The 11937-nt window shown below is 47.2% G+C and carries 11 protein-coding genes; 4 read left to right on the forward strand and 7 right to left on the reverse strand.

The window, feature by feature from the left end; translation table 11 throughout:
* Positions 1-17 precede the first annotated feature (17 nt).
* Positions 18-1484 carry a response regulator gene (locus tag DXE44_RS10400; RefSeq protein WP_231970623.1) on the forward strand — a complete coding sequence of 489 codons (1467 nt, stop codon included), beginning with the start codon at positions 18-20 and terminating at the stop codon, positions 1482-1484.
* A 41-nt stretch (positions 1485-1525) separates the two neighbouring features.
* Complete coding sequence (gene dacB / locus DXE44_RS07930; RefSeq protein WP_114653959.1) at positions 1526-3100, forward strand: D-alanyl-D-alanine carboxypeptidase/D-alanyl-D-alanine endopeptidase; 1575 nt, start codon at positions 1526-1528, stop codon at positions 3098-3100.
* Here the strand turns inward: dacB and DXE44_RS07935 are convergent.
* The 7 genes from DXE44_RS07935 to DXE44_RS07965 all read right to left on the reverse strand — a co-directional run bounded on the left by DXE44_RS07935 (position 3046) and on the right by DXE44_RS07965 (position 10588).
* The gene (locus DXE44_RS07935; RefSeq protein WP_114653960.1) at positions 3046-4140 is read right to left on the reverse strand and encodes an L-threonylcarbamoyladenylate synthase; all 1095 of its coding nucleotides are present in this window, start codon (positions 4138-4140) and stop codon (positions 3046-3048) included. The two genes, dacB and DXE44_RS07935, sit on opposite strands and share 55 nt — an antisense overlap.
* 2 nt (positions 4141-4142) lie before the next feature.
* A complete protein-coding gene (locus DXE44_RS07940) occupies positions 4143-5327 on the reverse strand; it encodes a 5-(carboxyamino)imidazole ribonucleotide synthase (protein WP_114653961.1) in 1185 nt (394 codons plus the stop codon).
* A 3-nt stretch (positions 5328-5330) separates the two neighbouring features.
* The gene (gene purE, locus DXE44_RS07945) at positions 5331-5825 is read right to left on the reverse strand and encodes a 5-(carboxyamino)imidazole ribonucleotide mutase (RefSeq protein ID WP_114653962.1); all 495 of its coding nucleotides are present in this window, start codon (positions 5823-5825) and stop codon (positions 5331-5333) included.
* Between the two features lie 81 nt (positions 5826-5906).
* The gene (locus DXE44_RS07950; RefSeq protein WP_114653963.1) at positions 5907-6803 is read right to left on the reverse strand and encodes a phosphoribosylaminoimidazolesuccinocarboxamide synthase; all 897 of its coding nucleotides are present in this window, start codon (positions 6801-6803) and stop codon (positions 5907-5909) included.
* Positions 6804-6810: 7 nt separating this feature from the next.
* On the reverse strand, positions 6811-7875 hold the full coding sequence (gene fba, locus DXE44_RS07955; RefSeq protein WP_114653964.1) for a class II fructose-bisphosphate aldolase: 1065 nt from the start codon (positions 7873-7875) through the stop codon (positions 6811-6813).
* 62 nt (positions 7876-7937) lie between these two features.
* On the reverse strand, positions 7938-9374 hold the full coding sequence (gene pyk, locus DXE44_RS07960; RefSeq protein WP_114653965.1) for a pyruvate kinase: 1437 nt from the start codon (positions 9372-9374) through the stop codon (positions 7938-7940).
* Positions 9375-9376: 2 nt separating this feature from the next.
* A complete protein-coding gene (locus DXE44_RS07965; RefSeq protein ID WP_114654403.1) occupies positions 9377-10588 on the reverse strand; it encodes a phosphoglycerate kinase in 1212 nt (403 codons plus the stop codon).
* Positions 10589-10799: 211 nt separating this feature from the next.
* Here DXE44_RS07965 and DXE44_RS07970 point away from each other — a divergent pair, with 211 nt between their 5' ends.
* Together DXE44_RS07970 and DXE44_RS07975 are read left to right on the forward strand one after the other, a co-directional pair.
* A complete protein-coding gene (locus tag DXE44_RS07970) occupies positions 10800-11723 on the forward strand; it encodes a branched-chain amino acid transaminase (protein WP_114653966.1) in 924 nt (307 codons plus the stop codon).
* A 14-nt stretch (positions 11724-11737) separates the two neighbouring features.
* Positions 11738-11929 carry a zinc-finger domain-containing protein gene (locus DXE44_RS07975; RefSeq protein ID WP_015421968.1) on the forward strand — a complete coding sequence of 64 codons (192 nt, stop codon included), beginning with the start codon at positions 11738-11740 and terminating at the stop codon, positions 11927-11929.
* Positions 11930-11937: the final 8 nt, after the last annotated feature.

Genomic DNA, 11937 nt, shown 5'->3' on the forward strand with positions numbered 1-11937 from the left:
ACGAAATTCGCACCCCCATGAACGCCATTCTAGGCGTGCAAGAGCTACTACTCAGTAATGCGCAATTTCCTAAAAAAGATAAATCACTATTAAAGAGTGCTCAAGCTTCAGCTGAATCGCTTTTAGGAATGCTCAATCAAGTATTGGATCTTTCAAAGATTGAAGCTGGCAAACTCACCCTCAATCTAGAGCCATGCAACCCACATCAATTGATTATGGATATTCATGCGGCGTTTTCCACTGTGGCTCAGAAACAAAATCTACTACTGCATACCTCGATTGACCCCAGAATCGCCGAAGTACTGATGATAGATTCCTTGCGTCTACGACAAGTTCTGCAAAACTTACTCAGTAATGCCATTAAGTTCACCAATGAGGGCGAGGTGTACTTTTCTACGACCGTGCTCGCAGATGATCATGCTGGCCAATTGCTCGAGTTCAGAGTGATAGACACCGGGGTGGGCATGGGCAGCGAGCAAATTAAACTGGCTCCGCAAGCTTTTGAGCAATTACCGGCTACGCAGGAGTCTTACCAATCAGAACAAGATAGGGGTACAGGACTTGGACTTACCATCACCAACCATCTGGTGGGCTCCATGAATAGTCACCTCTATTTTGAAAGCGCTCCGGGATTTGGAAGCAATGTTCACTTTTCGGTGGCCCTTCCTAGAATGAGTATTGCCGCTCCCCAGCCCACTAGCTTCGATTCATTGGAAACGTCATCCAAAAACTTGATCTCAAAAAGGGTGGGGCGGAAAAACTGCCCCATTCAAGCCTTAGTAGTGGAAGATCATCCTGCCAGTCGACAAATTTTGTCACTGCAATTAGAAGTATTGGGAATACACACTAGTGTTTGTGAGAATGCTGCCGCTGCACTCATGTTGTTGAAAGACCATCATTTTGATCTCATGCTCACAGATCAGTCTATGCCCGGCATGCAAGGCTCTGAATTGGCTAAACAAATCCGATCTCTGGGTAATAGTAACTTAGTCATCATTGGCGTCACGGCTGATATTTACGCTTTAGACTCACGCCATCAATTTTTATCCTCTGGCATGAATGGTGTTCTTATCAAACCATTGAGTTTGAGTGCTCTTGAAAATGAACTCATGCGCTATTTTGAATCTAAACTAGATCCCATCAGCAGTCATGAGCTCTATTCATTTGACGCCTTCTCCAATATCATTAAAGATGATCCTCACCAAATCATCGTGATTCTGGAAGAAATTAAAAAGGTACATCTAGAGGCTTTGGGTCAGCTTAAATTCAATAGCACTCAATCCCCCATTAACGAGGCGCAGTTTCGAAGCCTGGTTCATAAAGTCAAAGGCGGGGCACAACTGCTACAGGCCACTGAATTTATCCACACCTGTGAATCACTTGAAATTGACGGACTGCTTTCAGATCGCATAAAGCGATTCATCGCCCTTCTCGAAGAACAAAACCGAACTATCGAGACTTATAAGAAAAGATATCGGCATTAATTTGCGGCTGTTGTAACTCGCTGAGTATCAAGGTTTATCCTATGGGGAATGCGTACCCAGATTTCTTCAACCTCAGCCCTAGCTCAAGCGGCCTCCTTTTGGCTGGTCTAGCCATTCTGGTCTTGATCCCTCAGGCGCACTCTGCCGACTTAGTCTCGCAAGAGACTGCTCTCAAATACATCCTCAAGGCTGTAGCAGCTAGCCTGGAGAAAAGTCAGATTCCTAAAGATGCGATCAGCATATCCGTAATGGAAATCGATCAAACACGGCCAGGAAAAGTGACAGCAAAAACAGAATTGGACTGGCGCTCTCAAGAGGCAATGAACCCTGCGTCCACCATGAAGCTCATCACCACCCTCGCCGGATTGGATGTATTAGGCCCGCAATACAGTTGGCGCACAAACATCTATACGGATGGACTGATTCGCAAAGGAACTCTTAAAGGTAATCTCTATTTGCAAGGCACAGGCGATCCTAAGCTAATACCTGAAGAATTCGCCAAAATGATGAAGGCCATACAAAATTTAGGTATCCAGAAAATTGATGGCAACTTATTCTTTGATAGAAGTGCCTATGTTCCCAGCGTAATGGAGCACAACACGATCGATGGCGAATCTTTGCGCGCCTATAACGTCCCACCAGATCCCCTACTGTACGCATTTAGAACCCTCTCGTTTCAACTAGGTAAATCACGCACTGCAGACTTTATTGATATTAGCTATACACCGCCACTTTCCCAACTCAAAGTGATTAACCAAATGCAATTGGTTAATCAATCATGCGATGGCTGGAAAAGTAATCTTCGTTTTAACTTAGAACCTGAGGGTGATGGCACAAGCACTAACCAAGCTCTCACTGCGCAGTTTGCAGGTAACTTTCCCGATGCCTGCAAGGGGGTGAATTACAACGTTGTGGCTCTAAATGCTAATACCTTTCTTACCCAGGGCTTTGCTGCATCCTGGGAGCTGGCCGGCGGCACTTGGGCCCAAGCACCCACTGGAAAGTCTGGCGCCGTTCCCTTAGCGGCACGACTGCTGCTACAGTTTGTAGGTATCCCTTTAGCTGATGATGTACAAGATATCAATAAGTTTTCCAACAATGTGATGGCAAGGCAATTGATGTTGACCTTAGCGTTAGAGAAGATGGGTAAACCAGCGACTACTGAAAATGGTGAGCTTGTGATTCAGAGTTGGCTAAAGGGATTGGATCTTCAGTTTCCAGAACTCGTGATTGAAAATGGCTCCGGCCTATCTCGTAATGAGGCAGTATCAGCCGAGCATTTGACTCAACTATTGGTTGCAGCCCGCAACTTGTCGGTAGCAGATACTTTTTATAACAGCCTACCCATTGCAGGGACAGATGGCACTATGCGCCATCGCCTCATGGGGCATTTACGGAAATTTCTGCATTTAAAGAAAAAACCTGAGGCCCGAATTAAAACAGGATCACTGGCTGATGTACGGGCAATATCAGGCTATGTGATGAGTAAGTCTGGGAAGATGTATGCGGTAAGCTCATTCATCAACCATCCCAATGCTGGGAAAGGTTTAGAGGCGCACGATCAACTATTGGCGTGGCTACTGGATGATGGTCCAGAGCCAAAACAAGCGCGCTGAAGTCGGTCTCTGACCCCATCCCACTCCTCGCCTGCTGGTGGCTCCGGAAACAAAATCAGATCCCAGCCCTGCTGATCTAAATCTCGCAGGAACCGATATAAGCGACTCGCAAATGCAGCGCTATCACTAGGCACGAGTACTTCCTCAAAATGTGCTGATGGGTGTCCATCAACGCCTAATGAAGATTCTGAATCCCATACCGCAACCGCTACGCGCGATTTAATATCCGGGAACTCGCTGAGCGCATCCAAGACTCTGCCAGGGGCATACATTCTGAGAGGGGTTGTCGGGGCGTAATGGGCGCGAAGGCTACCAGAGACCCTTGGTACATCTCCACCCTGCTTCACCGAATCATCTTCACCAGGCAAATAGACTTTAATACCCGTCTTGGCAAGAATTTCTCCTGGAGTAATGAGGCCTGGGCGCAATAAGACTGGATGATCGCCAGAAGACAAATCAATAATGGTCGATTCAATACCGACTTCGCAGTCACCGCCATCCAAAATCATGAGTTCCAACATGCCTTCAAACTCGCTACGCACATCAGCTGCACTAGTGGGTGAAACTTTTCCAAAACGATTAGCCGAAGGAGCAACCACCCCGCCCTTAAACTTACGCAGCAATTCTTGTGCAATCGGGTGCGCAGGCGCTCGAATCGCCACGGTATCTTGACCGCCGGTAAGCTCGTTTAAAACGCTTTTATCCTTTTTAAAGACCAAGGTCAGCGGGCCTGGCCAAAATGCATTGATGAGTTTTAATGCATCTTCTGATAAGTCTCTTACCCAGGGCGCTAGAACCGGTACCCAATCAACCTGAACCTGGTCAAACTTATCAGGGGCTGCCAAGTGGACAATGAGCGAGTGATTAGAAGGTCTGCCTTTAGCCGTAAAAATCCGTTTGATGGCATCGGGGTTTTTCGCATCCGCCCCCAAGCCATAAACAGTCTCAGTCGGAAAGGCAACTAAGCCACCATCTCGTAATGTTTGTACTGCTTCATTAATTATTGCAGATGATTGCAGTGAGCTACTATCGCTAGACATTTCTAGGGCTCGATCCCTAATTCAAGCGCAACAGCTGCGCAATTTTGGCGCGCTTGATTCAGCGACTCACCTAAACAATTGATGTGACCCATCTTGCGACCCATACGCGGATCGGATTTTCCATAGAGATGCAACTTGGCATCTGGATGCGAAAGCACCTGATCCCAAGCAGGCTCTCTTGTTTTATCTTCACTACCTTCGCACCAAAGATCTCCCAAGAGATTAAGCATAGAGACTGGTGCTAGCAAACGGGTATCACCCAAAGGGAGACGAGCCATGCTTCTCACTTGCTGCTCAAACTGACTGCTGACACAGGCATCCATAGTGTAGTGGCCTGAATTATGTGGACGAGGTGCAATTTCATTGGCGATGATGTCACCGCTCTTGAGAACAAAGAACTCGACACATAAAACACCTACATAATCAATCTTACGAATGAGTGCTTTTGCAGCTTCAATAATTTTTTTCTCTTGAGCAGGCTTCAGCGATGGTGCTGGCACAGTGGAGGTGTGCAAGATGCCATCACGGTGGATGTTTTGAGAAACTGGATATGCAACCACTGCATCATCATATCCACGCACCACCAAAGCGGATACCTCAAAATCTAAATCCATACGCTTTTCAAGAACATACGGCACCTTACCCAATTCAGCCCAAGCAGCAACTAGATTGGCAGAGTCGTAAACAGTAATTTGACCCTTGCCGTCGTAACCCATGCGCGCGGTTTTCAGAATGCCGGGGAATAAATCCGCAGGCACATACTCAATATCTGCATCATGCTCGACTACGCAATAAGGAGCGGGTCCAATATTGGTTTCCGCTTTCCAGGTTGCTAAGAATTTTTTTTCAGCAACACGGTTTTGAGCCAAAGATACGCAACTACTGCGAGGCGCCACAAAGACGCCTAAAGACTCCAACTCATCTAGAGCTTGGGCGGGAACATTTTCAAATTCGGTACTAACAGATTTACATAGTGCCGCCATCTCTTTTAGGGCTGCAGAGTCAGTGTAATCAGCTTGAATGAATTTTTCTGCAATAGAACCTGCAGGGCTATCCAATCCAGGATCCAGCACGCAGACCTTGTACCCCATAGCTTGAGCAGCCTGGGTAAACATCCGCCCCAATTGACCGCCACCTAAAATTCCTAAATGCGAGCCCGGCAAAATGGGCTCCAAACGATCTGCCATCTTTTAATATCCCGGCAAATTCATGGCGCGCGCAGTATCGGACTGCTTCGCACGGAACTCTTCTAACTGCTTTGCTAAAGCAGGATCATTGACCGCCAAATTGGCAATCACATGCAAAGCGGCATTTGCAGCCCCAGCCTCACCAATCGCAAATGTTGCCACTGGAATGCCCTTAGGCATTTGAACGATAGAGTACAGGGAGTCTTCACCACGTAAATATTTGTTGGCAACCGGAACGCCGTAGATTGGAACGATTGTTTTAGACGCCAACATGCCTGGCAAATGCGCAGCACCACCAGCTCCAGCAATAATTGCCTTTAGTCCATTTTTAGAAGCATTTTCTGCATACGCAAACATATCGTCAGGCATGCGATGAGCAGAAACCACTTTAGCTTCATGAGCAATACCAAATTGTTCCAGCATATGAGCGGCATGCTGCATGGTGTCCCAATCTGAATTGGATCCCATTACTATTCCAACTACTGGCTTTTTGCTCATTGACCTCTCCAAATGCCCTGATCTATACCGTTAATCTATCTAAGGCCTTATTATCCCAGCCTTTTTAGGGCTCCTAGGAAATTAGCCCTTAGTTAAGCGAGCGAGGGCTTCGCGGTATTTTTCTGCTGTTTTATCAATCACATCAGCCGGCAAAGCAGGCGCAGGGGCCGTTTTTGGCCAAGGATTGCCGTCGACCATGGCCGTTTCTAGCCAGTCCCGAACGAATTGCTTGTCATAGGAAGGTGGATTTGCGCCCACATAGTAGGTTTCAGCAGGCCAAAAGCGGGAAGAGTCGGCAGTAAGGATTTCATCCATCAAGACTAGCTGACCAGCATCATCCAAACCAAACTCAAACTTGGTATCAGCAATGATGATTCCACGAGTCGCAGCAAATTCAGAAGCTTCTTTGTATAAACGAATGCTGACCTCACGAATCTGATTGGCCAACTTCTCACCAATCATCTCAATCACCTTGTCAAAGAAGATGTTTTCATCATGCTCACCCACTTCTGCTTTAGCGGCAGGAGTAAAAATAGGCTCTGGCAACTTCTGCGCATTTTCCAAACCTTCTGGCAATGGAATACCGCAGACCTTGCCAGTTTCTTTGTAGTCTTTCCAACCGCTACCAGCTAGGTAGCCACGCACTACCGCTTCAACCAAAATTGGCTTGAGTCGTTTAGCCACTACCGCACGACCTTTAACTTGATCCACTTCATCAGCAGGCACAACGCTCTCAGGATCAATACCTGTGAGGTGGTTCGGAATTACCTTGGCTAACTTGTCAAACCAAAAGTTGGCCATTTGGTTGAGCACAATACCCTTCTCAGGAATCGGCTGACCCATGACTACGTCAAAGGCAGACAAGCGATCGGTAGTGACCATGAGTAGCTTGTCATCACCTAGCGCGTATACATCACGCACTTTTCCTTTGGAGAGCAAAGGTAGAGACTTAATGGAGGTGGCGTACAAAGCTGGCATATTTATCTCACTTCACGATCTGGACTAATTTGCCACTCTTGTAAAGCTCTGCCATTTTTTCCAGGGGAATTGGCTTAATTTTGGATGCTTGACCTGCACTGCCGAAAGCATTGAAGCGTGCAATACAAACCTTCTTGGCGGCTTCACGTGCGGGCTTTAAATAATCACGTGGATCAAACTTGCTTGGGTTCTCGAACATGTAGCGACGAATAGCGCCAGTCATCGCCAAACGAATATCGGTATCAATATTAATTTTGCGAACACCGTTCTTGATACCCTCTTGAATTTCTTCAACAGGCACGCCATAAGTCTCTTTCATATCCCCACCAAACTCACGAATCTCAGCGAGTAATTCCTGTGGAACGCTCGATGAACCATGCATCACTAAATGTGTATTCGGAATACGTGTATGAATTTCTTTAATGCGCTCGATAGCTAAGATGTCGCCAGTAGGCTTCTTCGTAAATTTATAGGCACCATGACTAGTGCCAATCGCAATGGCTAAGGCATCGCACTGCGTAGCCTTTACAAAATCTGCCGCTTGCTCAACGTCCGTCAACAACTGCTCGCGTGTCATCTTGCCATCAGCACCATGACCATCTTCTTTGTCGCCCTGCATTGTCTCCAATGAACCCAGAACGCCCAATTCCGCTTCAACCGTAACTCCAATGGAGTGAGAGAACTTCACCACCTCTCTAGAAACATCGACGTTGTATTCATAGCTGGCAACCGTCTTGCCATCAGCCTCTAGCGAGCCATCCATCATCACGCTAGTAAAGCCACTCTTAATCGCAGCCATACAAACCGCAGGACTTTGGCCATGATCTTGATGCATCACAACTGGAATATGCGGGTAAGCCTCAACCGCAGCAGAAATCAAATGGCGTAAGAATGATTCACCAGCATATTTACGAGCACCAGCAGAAGCTTGCATGATGACTGGAGAATCAGCCTCATTAGCCGCCTCCATAATTGCCGTAACCTGCTCTAAATTATTCACGTTAAATGCTGGTAAGCCATAGCCATTTTCAGCAGCGTGCTCCAAGAGTTGTCGCAAAGAAACTAAAGCCATGTTGATCTCTTAATTAAAAATGTTAGTAATAAATAATTTGAATAAATGTTTTAAACGGTGAATTACTTCACCTGAATAATCTTGAGTGAGTTCGTGCCGCCAGGCTCGCCCATAGGCTCACCTGAAGTCAATACCACTACATCGCCCTTCTTCACTGCCCCTAACTTCTTCAGACAATCTTCTACCTCTTGCAGAGCGGTATCACGTTGCTTGGTGTAATCCAGGCCAATAGGGAATACATTGCGGTAAGTACTCAAGGCGCGCTGAGTTGCAATCTTTGAAGTTAAGGCAAAGATAGGTAAATGAATATTGTGACGACTCATCCAAACCGCAGTGGATCCTGAGTCTGTCAAAGCGGCAATTGCATTGGCATTGAGATGATGCGCCGTAAAGAGCGCGCCCAAAGCAATTGTTTGATCAATGCGTGAGAAGGTTTGGTCCAAGAAATCGGTATCTAGCTTTACACGGTCTGACTTTTCAGCCTCAACGCAAATCTCAGCCATCGCTTTAATCGTTTGCACGGGATACATGCCAGCAGCAGATTCTGCGGACAACATCACTGCATCCGTGCCGTCCAATACCGCATTAGCTACGTCACTCACTTCAGCACGTGTAGGCACTGGAGCATTAATCATGGACTCCATCATTTGTGTAGCGGTAATTGTGAATTTGTCAGCCTCAAGTGCCAGCTTAATCATGCGCTTTTGCAAAGCAGGGACAGCAGCGTTACCCACTTCAATCGCCAAGTCGCCACGCGCAACCATGATCCCGTCACTCTCCGCGATGATGCTATTTAATGCATCAAACTGAATCGCCTCTGCACGCTCTACTTTTGCAATCGTGCGCACCTTGCCAACACCATACTTTGCGCTAGCGGCATCTGCCAACTTGCGGGCATAAGCCATATCTGCGCCATCTTTAGGAAAGCTGATTGCCAGAAAATCTACGCCCATTGCGATCGCCGCATCTAAATCGGCGATATCTTTTTCTGTCAGAGCTGGTGCAGTCAGACCGCCACCAGCACGATTAATGCCTTTGTTATTCGAGAGTGGGCCACCTTGCTTGACGAGGGTAAAGATTTCTCCACCTTTAACACTCTCAACGCGAAGTACAACTAAGCCATCGTTTAACAAGAGGCGATCGCCCGGTTTGACATCTTGCGGCAACTCTTTGTAATCTAAACCAACGCGCTCTTGATTACCTAGCTCACATGCGACATCCAGAATAAATTGCGCGCCTTCTTTTAAAAGAATTTTGGTATCAACAAATTTACCCACGCGAATTTTTGGCCCCTGAAGGTCGGCCACGATGCCAACTTCCTTGCCTACTTCCGCAGAAATGCTTCGTACCAAATCATGACGCGCCTTATGGTCAGCAACAGTGCCATGAGAAAAGTTCATTCTCACGACATCCACACCCGCTCGAATCATCTCACGCAATACTTCTGGCTTTTCTGATGCAGGCCCTAATGTGGCAATGATCTTTGTTGCTCTCAACATAGTTAGTCTTTCGCTCTTTCAGCCAGTACTGCAAAGGCTGGCAAGGTTTTGCCTTCCAAAAATTCCAAGAAGGCGCCGCCGCCAGTAGAGATGTAATCCACTTGATTTTCAATACCGTATTTCGCAATTGCAGCCAATGTGTCACCGCCACCAGCAATTGAAAATGCTGGTGAATGGGCGATTGCTGCAGCCAACATCTTGGTGCCACCGCCAAACTGGTCAATCTCAAAAACACCTAATGGGCCGTTCCAAACGATCGTGCCAGCATGCGCCAACATGATGGATAAACGCGCAGCAGTTTTAGGGCCAATATCCAAAATCATGTCATCTTCTGCAACTTGATCAGCAGGGACACGGTTTGCGCGCGCCAATGGAGAGAGTTCGTTTGCAACCACGACATCCTCAGGGATAGGAACGTGCGCACCGCGCTTTTCCATAATCTCCATAATCTCTCGTGCTTCATCAACCAAATCTGGTTCCGCCAATGACTTGCCAATTGGCAGACCTTTGGCCAACATAAAGGTATTTGCAATGCCGCCACCTACAATCAACTCATCCACCTTGTCAGCCAAAGCTTTCAGAATGGTCAGTTTTGAAGATACTTTAGAACCAGCCACAATCGCCACCAATGGACGTTTCGGGCTTGCCAGGGCACGACTTAAGGCGTCTAGTTCTGCAGCCATTAAGGGGCCAGCACAAGCAACCGGCGCAAACTTAGCTACGCCATGAGTAGTTGCTTCGGCACGATGTGCAGTACCAAATGCGTCATTGACATAGACATCGCACAAAGCGGCAATCTTCTTAGCCAGCTCATCGTTATTCTTTTTCTCGCCTACATTGAGGCGACAGTTCTCAAGCAATACTAATTCACCTGGATTGACTTCAAAACCACCATCAACCCAATCGCTAATTAATGGAACTTTACGATTTAAGAGGGTGGCAATTCGATCGGCTACCGGAGCCAAACTATCCTCGGGCTTGAATTCGCCCTCAGTTGGGCGCCCTAAATGTGAGGTGACCATGACCGCCGCACCAGCATCTAAGCACATTTGCACCGCTGGCATAGAGGCTCTAATCCGGGTGTCTTCTGTGATGTTGCCCACATCATCCTGGGGCACATTGAGATCGGCGCGGATTAGTACCCGCTTCCCCTTCAGCAGACCTGCTGCAGCGAGATCACTGAGACGTTTTACTTTAAAGAGAGTTTCCGGCATGAGAATGGGCAAAATTAGTGATTTTAGGGGAATGCTCCATTCTAAATCGTCTGGGCTTTCTACCCCAAAGGAATTGGGCTGCCCCGCCACGCTCCCTGCTCTACAATAAAGGCTGAGACGTATTCCAGGCCTAGGGGCTCCCTAGCAGCGTGGCACCCAGTTTTACCGAATTGAATCACCCTATTTATTACATATTTAAAAGGTAGAGAAAATGTCGATGTCCGACCGCGATGGCTTTATTTGGTCCGATGGGAAGCTCATTCCCTGGCGTGAGGCCAATATTCATGTGCTAACCCACAGTCTCCACTACGGAATGGGTGTATTTGAAGGCATTCGTGCCTACAAAAACCCCCAGGGCACCGCCATTTTCCGCCTTCCAGAGCACGTTAAGCGCCTATTCAATGGAACCAAGATTTTCCAAATGACTATGCCTTGGACCCCTGAGCAGATCACCAGCGGCATTATTGAGGTCGTTAATAGCAATAAGCTGGAATCTTGCTATATCCGCCCAATTATCTTTATTGGCTCCCAAAAGCTCGGCATCTCTCCAAAAGGCAACAGCATCCATACCGCGATCGCCGCCTGGGAATCGGGTGCTTATTTGGGTGAAGATGGCATTAACAAGGGTATTCGCGTTAAAACCTCCTCATTTACACGTCACTTTGTGAACTCCTCACTAGTACGTGCCAAAGCCTCTGGTTACTACATCAACTCCATTTTGGCCAACCAGGAAGTAACTGCTAATGGCTATGATGAGGCCCTGCTACTGGATACAGAAGGCTATGTATCTGAAGGTTCTGGTGAAAACGTTTTTATGGTGAGTGACGGGATCGTTTACACCCCAGATCTAGCTTCTTGCTTAGACGGTATTACTCGTGACTCCATTATTGAGATCGTCAAAGATCTCGGCCTTAAATTGCGTGAGAAACGCATCACCCGTGATGAGATCTACTCTGCTGATGAGGCCTTCTTTACTGGTACCGCTGCAGAAGTAACTCCAATTCGTGAATTAGATGACCGCACTATTGGTGACGGTAAGCGCGGGCCGATTACCGAGAAAATTCAGAAGACCTACTTTGACGCGGTCTACGGTAAAAGCGATAAGTACAAGTCTTGGTTAACTTACGTCAAGTAATAGGAAATCAGAGAATGAGTGAAGCTCAAGTTGTGATGGTGAATGGCAATACTGATTTGCCTTTACATTGCCCAACCAATAAAACCCCTAGCTGGAATTCACATCCACGTGTATTTCTGGATGTTGCTAAAACGGGTGAGGCAAAGTGTCCTTATTGCGGCACTGAGTACAAACTCATTCCTGGCACCGAACCCCACGGGCACTAAGCCCATCA

It is taken from the genome of Polynucleobacter necessarius (assembly GCF_900095175.1).
Taxonomy (GTDB): Bacteria; Pseudomonadota; Gammaproteobacteria; order Burkholderiales; family Burkholderiaceae; genus Polynucleobacter; species Polynucleobacter necessarius_I.

Excerpts from the sequence above, each read along its gene's own strand:
- DXE44_RS10400 (WP_231970623.1), top strand. The coding sequence starts at position 18 with ATGAACGCCATTCTAGGCGTGCAAGAGCTACTACTCAGTAATGCGCAA.
- dacB (WP_114653959.1), top strand. The coding sequence starts at position 1,526 with ATGGGGAATGCGTACCCAGATTTCTTCAACCTCAGCCCTAGCTCAAGC.
- DXE44_RS07935 (WP_114653960.1), bottom strand. The coding sequence starts at position 4,140 with ATGTCTAGCGATAGTAGCTCACTGCAATCATCTGCAATAATTAATGAA.
- DXE44_RS07940 (WP_114653961.1), bottom strand. The coding sequence starts at position 5,327 with ATGGCAGATCGTTTGGAGCCCATTTTGCCGGGCTCGCATTTAGGAATT.
- purE (WP_114653962.1), bottom strand. The coding sequence starts at position 5,825 with ATGAGCAAAAAGCCAGTAGTTGGAATAGTAATGGGATCCAATTCAGAT.
- DXE44_RS07950 (WP_114653963.1), bottom strand. The coding sequence starts at position 6,803 with ATGCCAGCTTTGTACGCCACCTCCATTAAGTCTCTACCTTTGCTCTCC.
- fba (WP_114653964.1), bottom strand. The coding sequence starts at position 7,875 with ATGGCTTTAGTTTCTTTGCGACAACTCTTGGAGCACGCTGCTGAAAAT.
- pyk (WP_114653965.1), bottom strand. The coding sequence starts at position 9,374 with ATGTTGAGAGCAACAAAGATCATTGCCACATTAGGGCCTGCATCAGAA.
- DXE44_RS07965 (WP_114654403.1), bottom strand. The coding sequence starts at position 10,588 with ATGCCGGAAACTCTCTTTAAAGTAAAACGTCTCAGTGATCTCGCTGCA.
- DXE44_RS07970 (WP_114653966.1), top strand. The coding sequence starts at position 10,800 with ATGTCGATGTCCGACCGCGATGGCTTTATTTGGTCCGATGGGAAGCTC.
- DXE44_RS07975 (WP_015421968.1), top strand. The coding sequence starts at position 11,738 with ATGAGTGAAGCTCAAGTTGTGATGGTGAATGGCAATACTGATTTGCCT.